Consider the following 21212-nt stretch of genomic DNA (forward strand, 5'->3'; position numbering starts at 1 on the left):
TGCTGCAGGACGTTTTGACATGGAAGAGTTGGCCAATCTGTTTCACGGCTTCGCGGTCGCCCTGCAGCCCTACAACATCATGCTGATGGTGATCGGCATCACGCTCGGCGTCCTCATCGGCGTGCTGCCGGGGCTCGGGGGCGCCAACGGCGTCGCGATCCTGCTTCCGCTGACCTTCAGCATGCCGCCGACATCGGCCATCATCATGCTGTCCTGCATCTATTGGGGCGCATTGTTCGGGGGAGCCATCACCTCGATCCTGTTCAACATCCCTGGCGAGCCATGGTCGGTGGCGACCACCTTCGACGGCTATCCGATGGCCCAGCAGGGCAAGCCCGGCGAGGCCCTGACGGCGGCCTTTACCTCCTCCTTCGTCGGCGCGCTGTTTGCCGTCGTCATGATCACGCTGGTTGCGCCGCTCGTCGCGGGCTTTGCGCTTCGATTTGGGCCGGCGGAGAAGTTCGCGGTGTATTTCCTCGCCTTCTGCTCCTTCGTCGGCCTCAGCAAGGAGCCGCCGTTCAAGACCATCGCCGCAATGATGATCGGCTTTGCGCTCGCGGCGGTCGGGCTGGACTCGATCACCGGACAATTGCGGCTGACCTTCGGCATCACCGAACTGCTCAACGGCTTCGACTTCCTGATCGCCGTGATCGGCCTGTTCGGCATCGGCGAGATCCTGCTGACCATGGAGGAAGGGCTCGCCTTCCGCGGCGGCAAAGCCAGCATCAACCTTCGTGTCGTGCTCCAGACCTGGCGCGAGTTGCCCGCCTATTGGATGACATCGCTGCGGTCCTGCCTGATCGGCTGCTGGATGGGCGTCACCCCGGCCGGCGCGACGCCTGCTTCCTTCATGAGCTACGGCATCGCCAAGCGACTGGCGCGACGCGGCAACAATTTCGGCAAGGGCGAGATCGAGGGCGTGATCGCGCCGGAGACGGCCGCACACGCCGCCGGCACCGCGGCGCTGCTGCCGATGCTGTCGCTCGGCGTGCCGGGCTCGCCGACCGCCGCCGTGCTGCTCGGCGGCCTCTTGATCTGGGGCCTGCAGCCTGGCCCGATGCTGTTCGTCGAGCAGAAGGAATTCGTCTGGGGCCTGATCGCCTCGATGTATCTCGGCAATCTCGTCGGGCTCATCGTCGTACTCACCTGCGTGCCGATCTTCGCCGCGATCCTGCGCGTACCCTTCGGCATCATCGCGCCGTTGATCCTGGTGCTCTGCGCGATCGGCGCCTATTCGGTGCACAACAGCACCTTCGACGTGATGCTGATGTTGGTGTTCGGCGTGATCGGCTATCTCCTGAAGAAGTGCAATTACCCGCTCGCGCCGCTGGTGCTCGCCATCGTGCTCGGCGACAAGGCCGAGGAAGCCTTCCGACAATCGCTGCTGGGCTCGCAAGGATCGCTCGGGGTGTTCTTCTCCAACGGCCTCGTCAGCACCATCATGGCGCTCGGCTTGGTCGCCCTGTTCTGGTCCGCGATCCAGGAAGGCTACAGCCGGCTGCGCACGTCGATGGCGTGAGGCGGGATCTGCGCAATCCGCATCGGTACCGACGCCAAATTGCCGCACTCCAGACTTCTGGAATATAGAATTCCAGAGATTGCGCCGTCCCCGCCGACGGCGCCTCGGCGCACGCGACCAATGCAGGCCTGCAAGAACGCCAAGTGCATAGGCTTTCAACAACGCCCCGCGACGTCGACGATCCGAGATAAAGCGCTGTAAAAACAGCCTCTTAGCTTTAATCAACTGCAATCGCCGCCATCACGCCGACGCGATCGGGCTTTACATTTCCGCGCTCATAGCGCATGTGAACAAGCCCGCGCTATTTCGCCGCACCCTCCCGTCCTCGCTTGAATCTTGGCATATTGCATACCAGAGTGCGCGCCAGCGCATGCATAAAAATGATGGGCGCGTTTGGGAGGGTTTTTGATGACGGACATGGTGCAGTCGGCAGCAGCGGCCCCGAGTGCCGCGCGCGTAAGCGATGCCTATCGCTGGGCGCAATTGGCGATCGGTGTGGCGGCGATGGTGATGATCGCCAACTACCAATATGGCTGGACGTTCTTCGTCCCCGACATCCAGAAGACGTTCGGCTGGGATCGTGCCTCGATCCAATGGGCCTTCACGCTCTTCGTGTTGTTCGAGACCTGGCTGGTGCCGGTTGAAGGATGGTTCGTCGACAAATACGGCCCGCGCATCGTGGTGCTGGTCGGCGGCGTGCTCTGCGCTATCGGCTGGGCGATCAACGCGCAGGCGACCTCGCTGAACGGCTACTATCTCGGCATGATCATCGCAGGCATCGGCGCCGGCGGCGTCTACGGCACCTGCGTCGGCAACGCGCTGAAATGGTTTCCGGACAAGCGCGGTCTTGCGGCCGGCATCACGGCGGCCGGCTTCGGGGCAGGCTCCGCGCTGACCGTGGCGCCGATCCAGGCCATGATCAAGGACAGCGGATTCCAGACCACCTTCCTCTATTTCGGCCTCGGGCAAGGCATCATCATCTGCCTCCTCGCCTTCTTCCTGCTCGCGCCGAAAGCGGGCCAGGTGCCGCACGTGGTGGCGAATGCCAATATCATCCAGACCCGGCGCAACTATCAGCCGACCGAAGTGCTGCGCCAGCCGATCTTCTGGCTGATGTACTTCATGTTCGTGATCGTCGGCGCGGGTGGACTGATGGTCACCGCGAACCTGAAGCCGATCGCGGTTGACTGGAAGGTCGACAGCGTCCCTGTGACGCTGATGGCGGTGACGATGACGGCGGTGACCTTCGCGGCCACGATCGACCGCGTGCTCAACGGCCTGACGCGTCCGTTCTTCGGCTGGATCTCCGACATGATCGGCCGCGAGAACACGATGTTCATCGCCTTCGGCATGGAAGGGTTCGGCATCTGGATGCTCTACCTCTGGGGTCACGATCCGGTCTGGTTCGTGCTGCTCTCGGGCTTCGTGTTCTTCGCCTGGGGTGAGATCTACTCGCTATTCCCCTCGACCTGCACCGACACGTTCGGCACCAAGTTCGCGACCACCAATGCCGGCCTGCTCTACACCGCGAAGGGCACCGCCGCGCTGCTGGTGCCGATCGCCAACTACATGCAGCAGACATCGGGGACCTGGGACAGCGTGTTCATCATCGCGGCCGGCGCCAACATCCTGGCTTCGGTGCTGGCGATCGCGGTGCTCAAGCCCTGGCGCAAGATCGTGGTCGCGAAATCGACGATCTGACCGGCGATACAATTCAGCAAGCACGACGCCCGGCCTCACGGCCGGGCGTTTTTCTTTGGCGATCGTCGCATCGCCTCGCCGGGGCGCGGGCGGAGCCACCAAGAAGTGACAAGTTAGGGCTTGCAATCTGGAATATCGTATACCAATCTCCGCGTCGCGCCTGCGACGATAAGCCACAATACTCGCGACACCAGGTCGTCTTGCGATCCTGTGTCACGGACAATCAGGCGCTGGGAGGTTCTCGATGATTTCCAGCCCGGACGGCGCCGTCACCGCCGCGCCGCTTCGCACCGGTTTCCGCTGGCTCCAGCTCGGCATGGGCATCGTCTGCATGGCGATGATCGCCAATCTGCAATATGGCTGGACGCTGTTCGTCGATCCGATCGATGCCGCCCACCACTGGGGGCGCACCGCGATCCAGCTCGCCTTCACCATCTTCGTCGTCACCGAGACCTGGCTGGTGCCGGTCGAGGCCTGGTTCGTCGACAAATACGGCCCGCGCATTGTCATCATGTTCGGCGGCGTGATGATCGCACTGTCCTGGATCCTCAACGCCTCCGCTGACAGCCTCACCCTGCTCTATGCGGCGGCGATCGTCGGCGGCATGGGCGCGGGTGCCGTGTACGGCACCTGCGTCGGCAACGCGCTGAAATGGTTTCCCGACCGCCGCGGCCTCGCGGCGGGCGCGACCGCTGCCGGCTTCGGCGCAGGGGCCGCGATCACCATCGTGCCGATCGCGAGCATGATCGCCTCGAGCGGCTATCAGCACGCCTTCCTCACCTTCGGCATCGCCCAGGGCCTCGTCGTGTTCGTGCTCGCCTTCTTCATCCAGCCGCCGCGCCTCTCCATTCCGCCGAAGAAGAAGCAGATCAACCTGCCGCAGACCAGGATCGATTTCACCCCGCCGCAAGTGCTGCGCAGCCCTGTTTTCTGGGCGATGTATCTCGTCTTCGTCATGGTCGCTTCCGGCGGGCTGATCACTGCGGCGCAGATCGCCCCGATCGCACGCGACTTCGGGATTGCCAACACGCCGGTGACGCTCGCCGGCTTCCAGATGGCGGCGCTGACCTTCGCGATCTCGCTCGACCGCATCTTCGACGGATTCGGGCGACCCTTCTTCGGCTGGGTCTCCGACACGATCGGCCGCGAGCCCACCATGTTCATCGCCTTCGGCACCGCCGCCTTGATGCTGCTGACGCTCTCGGCCTATGGCCGGGTGCCTGTCGTCTTCGTGCTGGCGACCGCGGTGTATTTCGGCGTGTTCGGCGAGATCTATTCGCTGTTCCCCGCAACCTGCGGCGACACCTTCGGTGCGAAGTTCGCAACCACCAACAACGGCATGCTCTACACTGCGAAGGGCACGGCTTCCCTGCTCGTCCCGCTCGCGAGCGTGATCTCGACCGCCTATGGCTGGAAGGCCGTGTTCGTGCTGGCGGTGGCACTGAATGCCATGGCGGCGCTGATGGCGCTGCTCGTGATCAAGCCGCTGCGCCGCGCCTTCATCCACGGCCAGGAAGCCGAGCGCACGGACAAAGCGACCGGCACTGCCAAGACCGAGACGGCGTGAGCTGCTGAACCTTGCCGGCTTGCGAAGGGGCGCAGCGATGCGCCCCTTTCTTTTTGGGGCACGGCGATAATGTCAGTACGCCTGTCGCAAGATTTTTCGGATCCGCCAAATCCAGCGCTTGACGATTGGCATTATGTATACCACACTTCCTCACCACTCACCCAGGGAGGTTGCAATGCTGGTCGGAGACATTCTGCGCAAGAAGACGCCGCGCGTTGTCACGGTGCGTATGAACGAAACGGTGGGGATCGCGGCCAAGCTGATGCGCGCCAACAATATCAGCGCGCTGGTCGTCAAGGATGTGGTCCGCTCCGAGGGCAACACCGCGGTCGGCATGTTCACCGAGCGCGACGTGGTGCGCGCCGTCGCCGAGCACGGCGCGGGCGCCGTCAACGTCAAAGTCTCCCAGCTGGTCTCGGTGCAGCAGCTGGTGTCCTGCACCTCCACCGACACGATCGAGCACGTCCGGCATCTGATGAACCGTCATCATATCCGCCATCTGCCCGTGATCGACGATTACAGCCTCGTCTCCGTCATCAGCATGCGCGACATCGCCGCGGCGATGGACGAGGCGCTCAACGGCACGCCGCAAGCGGCGGCTTAAAGCATGATCCGGAAAAGCGCGCAGCGGTTTTCCGACAAGATCATGCTCAAACAATAGACTAAAGCGCATCGCGCTTTAGAGCGGCAAAACTTCCCCCTGCGACTGCCGGCCCCGGCTCGGATCCTTCCGAGCCGGACCGGATCTTTCGTCCCAAAATCCGTCTCTGCTCGCGAGGATTTCATGAAGATCTGCATCTACGGCGCCGGCGCGATCGGCGGATATCTCGGGGTTCAGCTCGCGCGCGCGGGCGCCGACGTCAGCCTGATCGCACGCGGCGCGCACCTTGCCGCCATGCGCGAGCGCGGCCTGACGCTGCTCGCGGGCGAGGAAAAGCACACCGTTCATCCGCGCTGCACCGATGACCCCACCGAGCTCGGCGTGCAGGACTTCATCATCATCACGCTGAAGGCCCATTCGATCACCGGCGTAATCGAAAAGATGCAGCCGCTGCTCGGGCCTCACACCCGCATCGTCACCGCCGTCAACGGCATTCCCTATTGGTACTTCTACAAGCACGGCGGCCAATACGAGAACTCGACGCTGGAGAGCATCGATCCCGGCGGCCGGCAGTGGGGTGAGCTGGGGGCCGAGCGCGCCATCGGCTGCATCGTCTATCCCGCCACCGAGATCGAGGCGCCCGGCGTGATCCGCCACGTCTACGGCAACAACTTTCCGCTCGGCGAGCCCTCGGGCGAGATCACCTCCGACGTGCAGCGCCTCGCCGATCTCTTCGCCGCCGCCGGCCTGAAGGCTCCCGTGCTCGACCGCATCCGCGACGAGATCTGGTTGAAGCTCTGGGGCAATGTCTGCTTCAACCCGATCAGCGCGCTGACCCACGCCACGCTCGACGTGATCTGCACCGATCCCGCCACGCGCGCGCTGTCGCGCGCGATCATGGTGGAGACGCAAGCCATCGCCGAGACCTTCGGCGTCAAGTTCCGCGTCGACGTCGAGCGCCGCATCGAGGGGGCGCGCAAGGTTGGCGCGCACAAGACCTCGATGCTGCAGGATCTCGAGCGCGGCCGCCCGATGGAGATCGATCCGCTCGTCACCGTGGTGCAGGAGATGGGCCGGCTCACCGGCATCGCCACGCCCGCGCTGGATTCGGTGCTGGCCATGGTGACGCAGCGCGCCCGCATCGCCGGCCTCTATGACGGCGTCTCGACACCGGCTGATCCGCGCGCACTGGCGGTGGCGTGATGACGAGCGTGACCAAATGGCTGCGCTTCCGCCATGCCGGGACGACGGGCTTCGGCACGCTGACGTCCTCCGGCATCACCGTGCACGAGGGCGACATGTTCGGTCGCAACGCCGCAACGGGCAAGATTTTGGCGCTCTCGGAGGTCGAGCTGCTTGCGCCCTGCGTGCCCAGCAAGATCGTCGCGCTCTGGAATAATTTCCACGCGCTCGCGGCCAAGCTGAACCAGCCTGAACCGCCGGAGCCGCTGTACCTGCTCAAGGCCACCACCAGCATCGCCGCACCCGGCGCCGTGATCCGCCGCCCCTCTTATTACGACGGCAAGACCACCTATGAGGGCGAGCTCGGCATTGTCATCGGCAGGACCTGCGCCCGTGTCTCGCCAGATGAGGCCGACGGCTTCATCGTCGGCTACACCTGCGTCAACGACATTACCGCCAACGACATCCTGACGCGCGACCCCACCTTCGCCCAATGGGCCCGCGCCAAGGGCATCGACGATTACGGCCCGTTCGGTCCCGTGATCGCGACCGGTCTCGATCCGGCAAAACTCACGGTTCGCACCATCCTCAACGGCGCGGAGCGGCAGAACTACCCGATCTCGGACATGATCTTCAGCGCGCAGGAGCTGGTGAGCAGGATCTCCCACGACATGACCCTCTCGCCCGGCGACCTCATCGCGGTCGGCACCTCGGTCGGCGTCGGCGTGATGAAGGAGCCCGTCAACACGGTGACTGTCGCGATCGACGGCATCGGCGAACTCACCAACGAGTTTCGGCTGTAGACTTTTTCGCCGCCGCAGAGCAGCAAAATTGATCTGGCGCAAACCCGCCGTCGCGGCCAAGGCTACCCTCCCCGGCAAAAGATTGATTTCTGATGCAAGGGAGGACGCACATGTCGAATGCCGGCAACGCACTGCTGTGGACCGTGCTGTACTTCGCTCTCTCGTTCGCCGCGATCTTCGTGGTCTGGTTCGCCGATAGGATTCGGTCGAACTTGCTCGGGAAGCGATAGCCCCAGGGCACGTTGCTTCGTCCTAGCGCTGGCGGCTGGCCTGGTGCAAGCGGGCCGGCACAGGAACGTGGGCGCCACCTCGCATCTTCCCGCAGCGCCTGGCGTTGACGGAATCCCGGTGCTGCGCGCTCCCGGCAAGCCCAGCGCGCCCCTGTCGGCACCAAGGGTCGGTCGCGCTCCGAAACATCCAGACACATCACATCTCCGCGCGCCCGAGCAATGCCGCCAACATGTCCCGTGCGCGCCGCAACTTGGACGCATTCGGCCGCCCTTTTGGGAGGCGTGTCTGGGGGCACGGCATGACCGTGTTTGGACCAAACCTTCTAGGGGTATCGCTGTGAAGAAGATTGTATTTGCTCTGGGTGCCACGCTTGCTTTTGCGACGGCTGCAAACGCTGCAGATCTGCCGCGCCGGCAGCCGGTGCCAGCCTATCCGGGCGAGCAGGCGCCAATCGGCAAGATGCCGATCGGCAAGAGCCCGATTGGAAAGGCCCCGATCGGCAAGGCGCCGGGCCCGGTCGCCGCGCGCTACTGACGCGCAGCGAAATACGCGTCAGACATTTGCGCTCGATGGTCGAGGGGGAATAGCGTGACGAACAAAGCTGGTCGATCGGGATCCTGCATCCTCGCGGGCTTCGCTCTTGCGGCTATGCTCTCATGCACGACGCCCTCGGCCTCGGCCCATGAGGCCGATAAGCAGACCGACAGGCGCGTTGCCGATGCGAACGCGCTTGCTACGACCGACACCGCCCCGCGGCCACAGCCGCAATCGACGCGGCGCTCGGTCGCGCGTGCGGAGAAAGGCCCCTATTACGTCGACTTCCGCGCCCGCACGGCTGCGAGCTGGGGCCATGCCTTCGTCTGGTACGGCAAGACCAGCGAGAAGGCCGTCGAGGTTGCGGGCCTGACACCGGCCGGCGATACGCTCGCTTACGTGCTCGGTCACATTACCTTTGTGCCATCCGAGACCGGCGCCAGCTACGGCGATCTCGATCCGGAATATCTGACCGCGAGCTATCGGGTCTATCTCAACGAAGCCGACGCCAAGCGCGTGTTCGCCTACATCAAGGAGTTGCAGGCCAGCTCTCCAGTCTGGAATGCCGAGACCATAAACTGTACCGGCTTCATCGGCGACATCGCGGAGTTCATGGGATTGAAGGTCCCCCATCGCTGGCAGCGCCCGGAAAACTTCGTCAACAGCCTCAAGGAAATCAACGGCGGGCGCCAGATGGTGCGGTTGTCGGCGAAGTAGCTCTTCGCCCCATACTCGGTGTCATTGCCCGCGGAGGCGGGCAATCCAGTATTCCAGAGACTGCGAGGGTAGAGCCGAGAGGTCGCGGCGTACTGGATACCCCGCCTTCGCTGGGTATGACGGCGGAGTTTGAGGAAAGAGCTTGCCCTCATCAGGCAGCAGCGCACCCCAATTATCCGCCCCGCGGAATCTCCTCGCCTTCCGCATGGTCGCCCCGCCGGGCGGCGCAATAGACTTTTCCCACCCCCAGCGGCATCCTGCCGCCATCAACCGAGAACAAAGCGCCACGCGGGGCGCGGGGGAAACAGATCATGTTGCAGACACGGTTCACCAAGCTCGTCGGCGTCCAGCACCCGATCGTTCAGGGCGGCATGCAATGGGTCGGACGCGCCGAGCTGGTCGCAGCCGTCGCCAATGCCGGCGCGCTCGGCTTCATCACCGCGCTGACCCAGCCGACGCCGGAGGACCTGACCAAGGAGATCGCGCGCTGCCGCGACCTCACGGACAAGCCGTTCGGCGTCAACCTCACCATCCTGCCGGCGATCAAGCCGCCGCCCTATGCCGAGTACCGCGCCGCGATCATCGAGAGCGGCATCAAGGTGGTCGAGACCGCCGGCAACAAGCCGCAGGAGCATGTCGACGAGTTCAAAAAGCACGGCGTCAAGGTCGTGCACAAATGCACCAGCGTCCGCCACGCGCTCTCGGCCGAGCGGATGGGCGTCGACGCCATCTCGATCGACGGCTTCGAATGCGCCGGCCATCCCGGCGAGGACGACACGCCCGGCCTGATCCTGATCCCGGCCGCCGCCGACAAGATCAAGATTCCGATGATCGCCTCGGGCGGCTTTGCCGATGGCCGCGGCCTGGTCGCGGCGCTGGCGCTGGGAGCCGAGGGCATCAACATGGGCACCCGTTTCATGGCCACCAAGGAGAGCCCGATCCATCAGCTCATCAAGGAGAAGATCGTCGCCAATGACGAGCGCGAGACCGAGCTGATCTTCCGCACCATGCGCAACACCTCGCGCGTGGCCAAGAACGCGGTCTCGACCAAGGTCGTCGCGATGGAGAAGGAAGGCGCCAAGTTCGAGGACATCCGCGAGCTCGTCGCCGGTGCCCGCGGCAAGATGGTCTATGCCACCGGCAATTCCGACGAAGGCATCTGGTCGGCCGGCCAGGTGCAGGGCCTGATCCAGGACATCCCGAGCTGTGCCGAGCTCGTCTCCCGCATCGTGCGCGAGGCGGAGGCGATCATTCGCAGCCGGCTCGAGGGGATGATCGTTCAGTCACAACGCGAAGCGGCGGAATAATCACTGCAAGACGTGAGAGTATTGCATGAAAGCCTACGTCTACGGCCCTGAAGGCGCGGGGATTTCCGACGTCGCTCAACCAAAGCCCAAAGGCACGCAGGTGCTCGTCCGCGTTCGCGCCTGCGGCCTCAATCGCGCCGACACCGGCATGCGCAAGGGCCACGCCCATGGCGCGGCCGGCGGCGTCGGCACCGTGCTGGGCATGGAATGGGCCGGTGAGGTCGCCGAGCTCGGGCCCGATGCGAAGGGCGTGAAGATCGGCGACCGCATCATGGGATCGGGCGGCGCGGCGTTCGCCGAATATACGCTGGCCGATCACGGCCGGCTGCTCCACACGCCGTCGAACATGAATTTCGAGGAGGCCGCCACCCTCCCCGTCGCGCTCGCGACCATGCACAACGCCGTCGTCACGATCGGCGGGGTGCAGGCTGGCCAGAGCGTGCTGGTCCAGGGTGCGAGCTCCGGCGTCGGGCTGATGGCAATGCAGATCGCCCGGCTCAAGGGCGCGAAGCTGGTGATCGGCTCGTCCACCGACGCGTATCGCCGCGGCCGGCTGAAGGAGTATGGCGCCGACCTCGCCGTCGACAGCTCCGATCCGAAATGGGTCGACGAGGCGCTGAAGGCGACGAACGGCGAAGGCGTCGACCTCGTCGTCGACCAGGTCTCGGGCAAGGTCGCCAACCAGAACCTCGCCGCGACGAAGATCAAGGGCCGCATCGTCAATGTCGGCCGCCTCGGCGGCACCCATGCCGACTTCAATTTCGACCTGCACGCGGCCCGCCGCATCGACTATGTCGGCGTCACCTTCCGTACCCGTACCATCGAGGAGGTCCGCGAGATCTTTGCCCAGGTCCGCAGGGACATCTGGGGCGCGGTGGAATCGCGCAAGCTGCAACTGCCGATCGACAAGGTGTTCGCGTTCGACGACATCGACAAGGCGTTCGAGCACATGGAAGCGAACAAGCATCTGGGGAAGATCGTGGTGACGGTGCCGTAGGGCGCCGGCAGCGGCCCGGTAGGGTGGGCAAAGCGAAGCGTGCCCACGATCTGCATCCATCGCGGACGAATGGGGGGCACGGCGCTAACGCGCCTTTGCCCACCCTACGGGGCCGGAGCAAGGCGTAGACCGCTCCTGCAACTCACTAGCGACTACATCCTGTGGATCATCGCTTGATGTCCCACACGGGGCTGCTAAATCCCCGCCCATGACCTCCCAGCATGACAAAACCTCGGTCGCGGCCATCTCGATCTTCGCCAGCGGCGGCATGGCGGCGGCCAAGTTCGCGGTCGGGATCGCGATCGGCTCGCTGGCGCTGATCTCGGAAGCCCTGCATTCCCTGATCGACCTGGTTGCGACCATCATCACCTGGGCGGTGGTGCGGGTGTCCGACAAGCCCGCCGACGAGGAGCACCATTACGGCCACGGCAAGCTGGAAAGCATCTCCGCGCTCGGCGTCACCGCCCTGCTCTACGTGCTGGCTGGGGGCATCCTGGTTGAGGCCTATAGCCGGCTGCGCGAGGGAACCCCGCCGCCGACCATCTCGGCCGTGCCGTTCGTGGTGCTGGTGATCGATATCGCCGTCAATCTCTGGCGCGCCCGCGCCCTGCACCATGCCGCGCGGGAGACCAGAAGCCAGGCCTTGGCGGCCGACGCGCTGCATTTCGCCTCGGACGTGATGGGCTCCTGCGCCGTGATCGTGGGCCTGATCCTGGCTGGGCTCGGCTTCTGGTGGGGCGACACCGCGGCGGCCGCAGCGGTTGCCGTGATGATCGCAGCGCTCGGCCTGCGCATGGCCGGCTCGACCGTGCAGACGCTGGTCGATCGCGCTCCCGAAGGCGCGCAGGAGAAGGCCAAAGCGGCGATCCGCAGCGTGCCCGGCGTGATCGACGTCGAACGCTTGCGCGTGCGCATGGTCGGAGCGACCACGTTCATCGACACTATCGCGAAGGTGCCGCGGACCTATCCGATCGACCGGGTCGAGGACATCAAGCGCAACGCGCAGGCCGCCGTCGCCAAGGCTTTCGGCGATGCCGACCTTACCTTCGCCGCAGTGCCCGTCGCGCGCGACAACGAGACCGTGCGCGACCGCATCATGGTGATCGCGCGCAATTCCGCCCTCGCCGTCCACCACGTCACGGTGCACGATCTCGGCGTCAAGCTGATCGTCAGCATCGACCTCGAGGTCGATGCCAACATGCAGCTCGAGGCCGCGCACGACATCGCCAACACGCTGGAGCGCAACATCCAGGAGGAGTTCGGCGAGGACGTCGAGGTCGACGTTCACATCGAGCCGCTGGAACCGGAACTTCCGTTCGGGGTCGATGCCACGCCGGACCGGGTGCGGACCATCGCCGCCGCGCTGACGGAATATGCCGCCGGCAGCGAGATCCACGACATCCACAATGTGCGGGTCCGCAACACCGACGCCGGCGAGATCGTCAACTTCCACTGCCGCGCAACACCGTCGATGAGCGTGATCAAGGTGCACGAGCATGTCGACGCGATCGAGCGTGCGTTGCGGCGCGCGTTCCCGAGCGTGAAGCGCGTCATCAGCCACGCCGAGCCGCCGCGGGCGTGATGAAGAATGCGCGACGAGTCACACGTTCTCGTTTCGGACTCGTTGCACCCGTGCCTTTGCGGACGCGCGACGCACAAACTGCGTGTTGGATAAGAATAATTTCGCGTTAACGATTCGTTGACTCTCGACAGCCCGCGAAAACTGGATTCAAATCGGTGTGATTCGGAAGTGACGTGGGGCTGCTTCCGGAACTCGTTTTTCAGGGGGCCGAAGGCATGTCGCGTGCAGACGCCGCGAACGCGTGCGTCCAATCCGATTCGATCAAGGGATTGGCGCAATCGATCGCGAAACCTGCCTATCATCGGCTGTTGATCGCGGAGCCGGCGCTGCGTCGCGCCGTGCCGACGCTCATCATCGCCTTCCTGATCACGATCTGCCTCGGTGCCTTCGTGCAGGTGGTCGATCAAACGCGCCAGAAGCGGCTGGTGATCCGACACGACATTTCGGCGCTCGCCGACCTGCTCGCCGAGCGCATCGACCGCCTCACTTCGGTTCGCCAGGAGCGGCTCAAGACCATCGAGGGCCTGCCGACGCTGCTGCCTGATCTCATTCCGTCCTGGGCCACGGCCTCGGGCCGGCACGTCATCGTCACCTCCGCCGGCATCGACCGCCGCATCCTCGCGCGCATCCCGGCCGACAGCGACCCGATCGGCAACGACCGCCTGCTCGATGCGATCACGACCGCGCAGCTGGTCGCGGCGCCGCCACGCGACGCCAACGTCTCCGACCTGACGCTGCCGAGCGGCAACGCGGCGATGGCGACCTCGCGGCAGATCAAGTCACTGCCCGGCTTCGTCACCGTGATCCAGGAGCGCAACGAGCCGATCTGGGGCTCGGACGCCGCGCTTTCGGTGACGCTGTCGGCGACCACGGGCTTCGTCGTCCTGATCCTGGGCTTCGCCTTCCACTGGCAGTCGACCCGCGCCCGCGAAGGCGACCTCATCAACGACGCGGTGCGCGGCCGCATCGACACCGCGCTCAACCGCGGCCGCTGCGGGCTGTGGGACTGGGACCTGTCGCGCGGCCGGATCTTCTGGTCGCAGTCGATGTTCTCGATCCTCGGTCTCGACGGCCGTCACGAACTCCTCACCTTCGGAGAGGTCAATGCGCTGGTGAAGTCCGATGACATCGACCTGTTCGCGATCGCCGACCAGCTCATCTCCGAGAAGATCGACCATATCGACCAGACCTTCCGCATGCAGCATGTCGACGGCCACTGGATCTGGCTCCGCGTCCGCTGCGAGAAGACGCGCGGCGCGACCGATTCCAGCGTGCACCTGATCGGAATCGCCGTCGACATCACCGAGCAGAAGAGCCTCGCCGAAAAGACCGTGGAAGCCGACCTCCGCCTGCGCGACGCGATCGAGACCATTCCGGAGGCCTTCGTGCTGTGGGATGCGAGCGACCGCCTGGTGCTCTGCAACTCGCACTTCCAGCGCCTGCACAAGCTGCCCGACAGCGCCGTCATCCCCGGCACCTCCTACGAGACCGTGCTCGAGGTCGGCCGCATGCCGGAGGTGCGCACCCGCCACAACGAGACCGCGGCCCAAGGCCCGGGGGCGCGCACCTTCGAGGCGCAGCTCGACGACGGCAGCTGGCTGCACATCAGCGAGCGCCGCACCAAGGACGGCGGCTACGTCTCGGTCGGCACCGACATCACCCGCATCAAGGAGCACGAGCAGAAGCTGGTCGACAACGATCTGCGCCTGCGCGCCACCGTCATCGACCTCAAGCGCTCGCAGGCCGCGCTGGAGCGCCAGGCGGTCGAGCTCGCCGACCTCGCCGAGAAGTACCAGCGCGAGAAGACCCGCGCCGAGGAAGCCAACCAGACCAAGTCGAAATTCCTCGCCAATATGAGCCACGAGCTGCGCACGCCGCTCAATGCCATCATCGGCTTCTCCGAGATCATGGGGTCGGGCATGTTCGGCGAGCTCGGCAGCGAGAAGTACCAGGAATATTGCCAGGACATCCTGACCAGCGGCCATTATCTGCTCGAGGTCATCAACGACATCCTCGACATGTCCAAGATCGAGGCCGGCCGCATGAAGCTCGACATGGAAGAGCTCGACCTCGCGCAGACACTCGCCGAATCCTTGCGGGTCGTCACCGGCCGCGCACAGGACAAGCACCTGACGCTCGATGCCGACATCGCAAAATCCATCTCGGTCGTCGCCGACCGCCGCGCCACCAAGCAGATCATCGTCAACCTGCTCTCCAACGCCGTGAAGTTCACGCCGGACGGCGGACGCGTCGTGGTGCGCAGCCGGCAGCTCGACGACAGGATCGTGCTGATGATCGCCGACACCGGCATCGGCATCGCACCGCATTCGCTGGCGCGGCTCGGGCGCCCCTTCGAGCAGGTCGAGAGCCAGCTCACCAAGACCTATCACGGCTCGGGCCTCGGCCTTGCCATCGCCCGCTCACTGGCGCAGCTCCACGGCGGCTCGATGCGCCTGCGCTCGAAGATCGAGGTCGGCACCGTCGTGCGCGTGACCCTGCCGCGGGATGCGGTGAAGGCGGGATCGGGGATATCGGCTGCGGCTTAAAACCGCGAGCAACGATCGAGTCAGTTTCGATCTGGGATGCCCTTCTCCCCTTGTGGGAGAAGGTGGCGCGAAGCGCCGGATGAGGGGTGTCTATCCACGCGCAATACTTTCGGGAGGAGAGATACCCCTCACCCGTCTCGCCGCTACGCGGCGAGCCACCCTCTCCCACAAGGGGAGAGGGGAAGAAGAGCTCTCGGTTCACTCGGCTCAGCCAAAAGACCTTCCGCTTACGATTGCAGCGTCGGCGCGACCTCGCGCGCGACGTTGACCAGCGCTGCAATCAGCGGCGTCATGGGATCGCGCTGCGGGATCACCAGGCCGATGCTGTAAGTGACCTCGGGATCGACGATCGGGATCGACCGCACGGTGTCGGACAGGCCGAGCGTCTCGGCGAGCTTGGCCGGCATCACGCTGGCCCAGCGCCCGGTCTTGACGTGCGTGAACAGCACCAGCAGCGAGTTCGAGGTCAGCGTCGGCGTCGCCTCCGCGCCGACCGATCGCAATGCGCGGTCGATGATGCGGCGGTTCTGCATGTCTGGCGTCAAGAGGCACAGCGGCACCTGGCCGACCTCGGTCCAGGTCACCGTCTCGCGATCGCCGAACATCGCGTCCGGCGCGGTGAGCAGGCGATAGCTCTCGTTGTAGAGCGGGATGGTGCGCACCTTGCCGATCGGCTCGTTCTCGATATAGGTCAGCCCCGCATCGACCTCGAGATTTTCCAAGAGCCCCAGCACCTCGGACGAGGTGGTGGACTGGATGCGGAAGCGCACCTCCGGATGCTTGGCACGAAACGGCGTCGTCAGCGCGGCGACCATGCCGAGCACGGTCGGGACCGCCGCGATGCGGATCTCGCCGGAGAGCTGATGCTTCAGCCCGTTGATCTCGTCGCGCATCGCGCGGGCATCGCCCACGATCCGCCGCGCCCAGTCGAGCGCCCGCTCGCCTTCGGGGGTAAATCCCTGAAAGCGCGAGCCGCGCTGGACCAGCATCACGCCGAGAATCTCCTCGAGCTGCTTGAGCCCGGTCGACATCGTCGGTTGCGTCACGCCGCAGGCCTCGGCCGCGCGTCCGAAATGCCGCTCCTTCGCCAGCGCCAGCAATAGTTCAAGCTTGTCGATCAACCGGTCGTCCCCTCGGATTCCATCGTGGCACGCAAGCTAGCACGCCGGGCCTGCACCAACACGCAAAAACCCGCAGCCGACCCAACTTTCATGACCAATCCGTATCGATGGATTGCGGTTGCAAATCGATCGGAATCCGCAATCGCAGCTTCTGAGCGATGAGCTCGGTCACCGCGCTGAAGCAGGCTATGACCCTTCCAGCAGCGCCCTGAACACGCGCCGCACCTCGCTCTGGGTCTCCTTCACCCGCGCCTCCAGCGAGGAGAAATCCGGCGCGTCGCCGGCGCGCGCCATGACGCGTTGCAGGTCGGTGCCGGCGGTATCAGGCTTGAAGCGCTCGCTGACGCAGAGACGCAGGATCTGCGTGAGGTCGTGATAGAGCCGCGCCGCGGCCCGCAAAATCTCCGTCTCCGATTGCGCGAGCACGCCGATCCTGCAGGCATTCTCCAGCACCTGCATGGTGCTGACGTCGAGAATCTCGGGCTTGTCGTGCGCGTGCACGAGCTGGAGATACTGCGCGATGAAGTCGATATCGACCATGCCGCCGGCGGCATGCTTGAGATCCCAGCAATCCGCCTCGCCCTTCTCCTGCGCGATCGCGCGCCGCATGTCGGCGACGTCGTTGGCGGTGATGGCAGGATCGCGGCGGCGGGTCAGGACATCGCGGATGACGCGCTCGATCCGTTCCCGGAATTCGGGCGAAGCCGAGACCACGCGCGCACGCGTCAATGCCATGTGCTCCCAGGTCCAGGCTTCGTTGGCCTGGTAGTCCGCGAACGAGACGAGGCTCGAAGCCACCGGACCTGCGCGTCCCGAGGGCCGCAGCCGCATGTCGATCTCGTAGAGCACGCCGTAATTGGTGCGGGTCGTGAAGGCGCTGATGAGGCGCTGGGTGAAACGGGCGAAATAGTGTGCGCCGTGAAGCGATTTCACCCCGTCGGAGTCCGGATGGTCGCCGTCGAAATCATAGAGCAGGATCAGGTCGAGATCGGACGAGGCCGTCATCTCGCGGCTGCCGAGCCGGCCCATCGCGACGATCGCGGTCTCCTGACCCTTGATGCGGCCGTGCTGGGCGGCGAAGCGATCGGCGACGAGACCGTGCACGGTGTGGACGATTCCCTCCGCGACGTCGGCGAAGGCCGTGCTCGCCTGCTGCGCCGAGACCGTGCCGGAGAGGATGCGTGTGCCGATCAGGAACAGGCTCTCCTGCCCGAACAGGCGCAGGCGATCGAGGAACTCCTCGTATGAGCCGGCGTCCTGCACGGTGGTCGCGAGCCGCCCCGACAATTCCTGCCTGTCGGGCATGGCGCCGAAGAAGCGCGGATCGATCAGGCCATCCATCAGCTGAGGCTGCCGCGCCAGCATGTCGCCGAGCCGCGGCGCGGCTCCCAGCACCAGCGCCACCAGCGCGACGAGATCGCGGTTCTGGCCGAGCAGCGTAATCAGCCGGCCGCCGCGCTGCAGCGCGCCGAGGAAATGATCGAACGAAACGACGGCGCGATCCGGCTCTTCGGCATGGGCAAGGCCGTCGATCAAGGCCGGCACGAACTCGACGAAGGCGCTTCGCGTCGCCTCAACGCGGAAGACGCGATAGTCGCCGGTGATCCAGTCGCGCACCGTCTGCGCGACCGCGGCGGGCTTCTTGAAGCCGAGCGTCGCGAGGTGCTGCAGCAGGCGCGGATCATCGGGGCCCGCACCGTAGTCGAGCGCCGGCAGCCTCGCCGTGCCGGTGGGGTCATCGCCCTCGAACAGTTTTTCGTAATGGCCCTGGACGATCTGGAGCTGGCGCAAGAGGTCGCGCGCAAAGGCCTCCCGAGTCCGATAGCCGAAGAACCACGCAAAGCGCTCGACCGCTTGCTTGTCCTCCGGCAGCGTGTGGGTTTGCTCGTCGGCGATCATCTGCAGGCGATGCTCGACACGGCGCAGGAATTCGTAGGCGGTCGCCAGCTCGTCGCGCGCCGCCACAGTGATCCAGTTGCTGGCGGCGAGCACGTCAAGCGCCCGCAGTGTCGGCCGCACCCGCAATTCCGGATGGCGGCCGCCGGCAATCAATTGCTGGGTCTGCGCGAAGAATTCGATCTCGCGAATGCCGCCGCGTCCGACCTTGACGTTGTGGCCCTCGACCGCAACCTCGCTCTGGCCGCGATAGGTCTGCATCTGCCGCTTCATGTCGTGTACGTCGGCAAGTGCGGCAAAGTCGAGATGCTTGCGCCAGACGAACGGCCCGATCTCGGCGAGCAATGCCTCGCCCGCTTTTGAATCGCCGGCACAGGTCCGCGCCTTGATCATCGCGGCGCGCTCCCAGGTGCGCCCTTCCCGCTCGTAATAGTTCAGCGCGGCGTCCCGCGAGATCGCCACCTGCGTCGAGGACGGATCGGGCCGCAGCCGCAAATCGACGCGGAAGACGTAACCATCATAGGTGCGCTGCTGCAGGATGCGCGCCATGCCTTGCGTCACGCGGACGAAGAACGGCTGCGGCTCGATATCGGGCGCGAGGGTCGTCGCATCGGGATCGAAGAACACGATGAGATCGATATCGCTGGAATAGTTCAGCTCGCCCGCACCCATCTTGCCCATCGCGAGCACGATCAGCCCGCAGCCCTCTTCGGGTGCCTCGGGATTGGGCGGTGAGAGCTTGCCGCGTGCGGCTTCCTGCCGCAGCAGATATTGCAGCGCCGCCTGCACCGAGGACACCGCGACATCGGTCAGCGCCGCCGTCACCCGCATCACCGGCCAGACACCGCCGATGTCGCACAGCGCGATCAGGAGCGCAGCCTCAGCCTTCATGCGGCGGAGCAGCCGCATCACCTCGGCCTCCTCCGAAGCCGCGAGCACCGCGCTGCGCGCCTCCGCGATCAGCGCCGTCAGATGCGCATCCGGATCGCATTCGAGCAGCCGGATCAGGCGCAAGGCATCGGCGCGCACCAGGTCGAACAGATAGGGCGAGAATTCCGCAATCCCGGTCAGTATCTCGCGGGCGAAGGGATGGCCGAGATGCGTTTCAAGACGGGCCGATTGGGCCGGCTCGAGCTCGGCCAGCCAGCTTTCGAAACGGCGTTCGTCGGTTGCGGAAGCGGCAATATGGGGAGCCTCCGCGAAGCGTGCGGCCAGCCTCTCACCATGCTTGTCCGCGTTTCCCGGCGCGGAGTGGTTCATGCCACCTTCTGTGGCACATCCGGTATTGGCGGAGCAACCCTGTCGCCGGCACCCGCGCGCGCCGGCAGCACGAGCGTGGCGACGAGGCCGGGATGGGCATCGCCCAAGCGCAATTCGCCGCCGTGCAATGTCGCGACCGCCGAGGCGAGGCTGAGGCCGAGGCCCGAGCCCGGCAGCGTGCGGCTGGCCTCCAGCCGCACGAATCGCTCGATGACGTGCTTGCGGTCGGCTTCGGGGATGCCGGGGCCGCGATCGGTGACGCTGAGCAGCACCAGGTCGCCGTCGCGCCTCGCCTCGATCGTGATTTGCCGCGCGTCCATGCTGACCACGGTTCCCGCCGGCTGCGCCGCGGGCTGGCCGTATTTGATCGCGTTCTCGACAAGATTGGCAAGCGCCTGGCTGATCAGCTCGCGATTGGCATGAACCGGCGTCGGCTCGCACTTGACCTTCAGGGTCATGCCGTCGTCCTCGGCGAGCGGCTCGTAGAGCTCGTGGATGCCCTCCGCGACCTCCGCGGCATCGAAGTCGTCCATGTTGCCGCGCGCCTGTCCGGATTCCGCGCGCGCGATCATCAGAAGCGCATTGAAGGTCCGGATCAGCCCGTCGGACTCCTCGATGGTCCGCTCCAGCGCGGCGCGATAATCCGCCTCGCAGCCCGATTTCGCCAGCGCCTCCTCGGCGCGATTGCGCAGCCGCGTCAGCGGCGTCTTGAGGTCGTGGGCGATGTTGTCGGAAACCTCCTTCAGCCCCGCCATCAGCGCCTCGATCCGCTCCAGCATGGCGTTCAGGTTCTCGGCGAGGCGATCGATCTCGTCGCCGCTGCGCCCCACGGGCAGGCGCTCGCTGAGATCGCCGGTCATGATCCGCTGCGCCGTGCCGGTCATCGCGTCGATGCGCCTCAGCACCCGCCGCGCGACGAAGATGCCGCCGCCGAGGCCGAGCACGACGACGATCAAGACCGAAAACTGCGCCGCCTTGGCGACGATGCCGAACAGGCGCCGCCGCTCGGCCAAGTCGCGGCCGATCAGAAGCCGGAAGCCGTTCTCCAATTCGGTGACGCGAACGAGCGCGCGATGATCGCGGTCATCGCTGTCCTCGATCCGCCGGTAGGCTGTCTCCGACCAGCCGCGCGTCGCCATAACGCCCGGCGCCAGCGAGCCGACATTGCCGGCGATCGCCTGGCCCGTCGGCGTGGTCACGAGATAGAGATTGGCGCCTGGCCGCAGCGCCCGATACTCGATCGTGCGCACGAGACCGACTAGGCCGCGGCGGTCGTAGATCTCGTTGATCTCCGAGGTCTCGGCATTGACGGTCTGCGTGATCTCCTCGGTGATCAGCCGCCGCGTATTCCAGGCGAAATAGGCCAGCAGCGAGGCCGCGAACATCGCGAACAGCAGCAGATAGACCAGCGTCAGCCGGAACGCCGTGGTGCGGACGAGTTTACCGAATGCCGTCACGGATCATGTACCCAGTTTCAACCACGCGCCTGCATCACGAGCATCGACACTCACGTATTTCGCTTTGTTTACAATAACATAGCCTTTAGATTGTCGCACCTGCGCCTAGGTCCCTTGTGGAACGAGCAACGCGAAAGGCATTCGTGACCACACGTGATAGGCGCACGCGGAACGTTAAAGGGGCACTCGAT

Annotated in this window: 15 protein-coding genes; 12 read left to right on the forward strand and 3 right to left on the reverse strand. The window is 65.3% G+C overall.

Going from position 1 to position 21212, the window contains the following annotated elements; genetic code table 11:
• Nucleotides 1–19 precede the first annotated feature (19 nt).
• From I6F16_RS05780 to I6F16_RS05835, 12 genes are all read left to right on the forward strand, one after another.
• Nucleotides 20–1519, forward strand: a complete 1500-nt coding sequence (locus I6F16_RS05780) for a tripartite tricarboxylate transporter permease (protein ID WP_036005721.1) — start codon at nucleotides 20–22, stop codon at nucleotides 1517–1519.
• A gap of 408 nt (nucleotides 1520–1927) precedes the next feature.
• Entirely contained in the window at nucleotides 1928–3220 is a 1293-nt protein-coding gene (gene oxlT / locus I6F16_RS05785) for an oxalate/formate MFS antiporter (RefSeq protein ID WP_057030074.1), read from the forward strand.
• A gap of 244 nt (nucleotides 3221–3464) precedes the next feature.
• Nucleotides 3465–4787, forward strand: a complete 1323-nt coding sequence (gene oxlT / locus I6F16_RS05790) for an oxalate/formate MFS antiporter (RefSeq protein WP_225111763.1) — start codon at nucleotides 3465–3467, stop codon at nucleotides 4785–4787.
• 175 nt (nucleotides 4788–4962) lie between these two features.
• Nucleotides 4963–5391: a CBS domain-containing protein gene (locus I6F16_RS05795; RefSeq protein WP_036005729.1), complete on the forward strand. Its 429-nt coding sequence runs from the start codon at nucleotides 4963–4965 to the stop codon at nucleotides 5389–5391.
• 180 nt (nucleotides 5392–5571) lie between these two features.
• Nucleotides 5572–6591 (forward strand): 2-dehydropantoate 2-reductase, encoded by a 1020-nt coding sequence (locus I6F16_RS05800; protein ID WP_225111762.1) that lies wholly within the window; start codon nucleotides 5572–5574, stop codon nucleotides 6589–6591.
• Nucleotides 6591–7373, forward strand: a complete 783-nt coding sequence (locus I6F16_RS05805; protein WP_225111761.1) for a fumarylacetoacetate hydrolase family protein — start codon at nucleotides 6591–6593, stop codon at nucleotides 7371–7373. The genes I6F16_RS05800 and I6F16_RS05805 overlap by 1 nt, the downstream gene beginning before the upstream one ends.
• 561 nt (nucleotides 7374–7934) lie before the next feature.
• Complete coding sequence (locus I6F16_RS05810; protein ID WP_036005927.1) at nucleotides 7935–8138, forward strand: hypothetical protein; 204 nt, start codon at nucleotides 7935–7937, stop codon at nucleotides 8136–8138.
• 54 nt (nucleotides 8139–8192) lie between these two features.
• Nucleotides 8193–8855, forward strand: coding sequence for a hypothetical protein (locus I6F16_RS05815; protein ID WP_128262572.1), 663 nt, complete (start codon nucleotides 8193–8195; stop codon nucleotides 8853–8855).
• Between the two features lie 311 nt (nucleotides 8856–9166).
• Nucleotides 9167–10162 (forward strand): nitronate monooxygenase family protein, encoded by a 996-nt coding sequence (locus tag I6F16_RS05820; RefSeq protein ID WP_225111760.1) that lies wholly within the window; start codon nucleotides 9167–9169, stop codon nucleotides 10160–10162.
• Between the two features lie 25 nt (nucleotides 10163–10187).
• Nucleotides 10188–11159 carry a zinc-binding dehydrogenase gene (locus I6F16_RS05825; protein ID WP_036005742.1) on the forward strand — a complete coding sequence of 324 codons (972 nt, stop codon included), beginning with the start codon at nucleotides 10188–10190 and terminating at the stop codon, nucleotides 11157–11159.
• A 208-nt stretch (nucleotides 11160–11367) separates the two neighbouring features.
• Nucleotides 11368–12741 carry a cation-efflux pump gene (locus tag I6F16_RS05830; RefSeq protein ID WP_036005745.1) on the forward strand — a complete coding sequence of 458 codons (1374 nt, stop codon included), beginning with the start codon at nucleotides 11368–11370 and terminating at the stop codon, nucleotides 12739–12741.
• 215 nt (nucleotides 12742–12956) lie between these two features.
• Nucleotides 12957–15287 (forward strand): PAS domain-containing sensor histidine kinase, encoded by a 2331-nt coding sequence (locus I6F16_RS05835; protein WP_225111759.1) that lies wholly within the window; start codon nucleotides 12957–12959, stop codon nucleotides 15285–15287.
• A 227-nt stretch (nucleotides 15288–15514) separates the two neighbouring features.
• Here I6F16_RS05835 and I6F16_RS05840 read toward each other — a convergent pair whose 3' ends face one another.
• The 3 genes from I6F16_RS05840 to I6F16_RS05850 all read right to left on the reverse strand — a co-directional run bounded on the left by I6F16_RS05840 (nucleotide 15515) and on the right by I6F16_RS05850 (nucleotide 21021).
• A complete protein-coding gene (locus I6F16_RS05840; protein ID WP_057027218.1) occupies nucleotides 15515–16408 on the reverse strand; it encodes a LysR family transcriptional regulator in 894 nt (297 codons plus the stop codon).
• A gap of 186 nt (nucleotides 16409–16594) precedes the next feature.
• Nucleotides 16595–19564, reverse strand: a complete 2970-nt coding sequence (locus tag I6F16_RS05845) for a bifunctional [glutamine synthetase] adenylyltransferase/[glutamine synthetase]-adenylyl-L-tyrosine phosphorylase (RefSeq protein WP_225111758.1) — start codon at nucleotides 19562–19564, stop codon at nucleotides 16595–16597.
• Complete coding sequence (locus tag I6F16_RS05850; RefSeq protein WP_225111757.1) at nucleotides 19561–21021, reverse strand: ATP-binding protein; 1461 nt, start codon at nucleotides 21019–21021, stop codon at nucleotides 19561–19563. Before I6F16_RS05850 ends, I6F16_RS05845 begins: the two co-directional genes overlap by 4 nt.
• Nucleotides 21022–21212: the final 191 nt, after the last annotated feature.

This window comes from Bradyrhizobium sp. IC4060 (assembly GCF_020193715.1).
Classification (GTDB): Bacteria; Pseudomonadota; Alphaproteobacteria; order Rhizobiales; family Xanthobacteraceae; genus Bradyrhizobium; species Bradyrhizobium yuanmingense.

What these genes read in the sequence shown, in the direction of transcription:
- I6F16_RS05780 (WP_036005721.1), top strand. Translation starts at nt 20, where the DNA reads ATGGAAGAGTTGGCCAATCTGTTTCACGGCTTCGCGGTCGCCCTGCAG.
- oxlT (WP_057030074.1), top strand. Translation starts at nt 1,928, where the DNA reads ATGACGGACATGGTGCAGTCGGCAGCAGCGGCCCCGAGTGCCGCGCGC.
- oxlT (WP_225111763.1), top strand. Translation starts at nt 3,465, where the DNA reads ATGATTTCCAGCCCGGACGGCGCCGTCACCGCCGCGCCGCTTCGCACC.
- I6F16_RS05795 (WP_036005729.1), top strand. Translation starts at nt 4,963, where the DNA reads ATGCTGGTCGGAGACATTCTGCGCAAGAAGACGCCGCGCGTTGTCACG.
- I6F16_RS05800 (WP_225111762.1), top strand. Translation starts at nt 5,572, where the DNA reads ATGAAGATCTGCATCTACGGCGCCGGCGCGATCGGCGGATATCTCGGG.
- I6F16_RS05805 (WP_225111761.1), top strand. Translation starts at nt 6,591, where the DNA reads ATGACGAGCGTGACCAAATGGCTGCGCTTCCGCCATGCCGGGACGACG.
- I6F16_RS05820 (WP_225111760.1), top strand. Translation starts at nt 9,167, where the DNA reads ATGTTGCAGACACGGTTCACCAAGCTCGTCGGCGTCCAGCACCCGATC.
- I6F16_RS05825 (WP_036005742.1), top strand. Translation starts at nt 10,188, where the DNA reads ATGAAAGCCTACGTCTACGGCCCTGAAGGCGCGGGGATTTCCGACGTC.
- I6F16_RS05830 (WP_036005745.1), top strand. Translation starts at nt 11,368, where the DNA reads ATGACCTCCCAGCATGACAAAACCTCGGTCGCGGCCATCTCGATCTTC.
- I6F16_RS05835 (WP_225111759.1), top strand. Translation starts at nt 12,957, where the DNA reads ATGTCGCGTGCAGACGCCGCGAACGCGTGCGTCCAATCCGATTCGATC.
- I6F16_RS05845 (WP_225111758.1), bottom strand. Translation starts at nt 19,564, where the DNA reads ATGAACCACTCCGCGCCGGGAAACGCGGACAAGCATGGTGAGAGGCTG.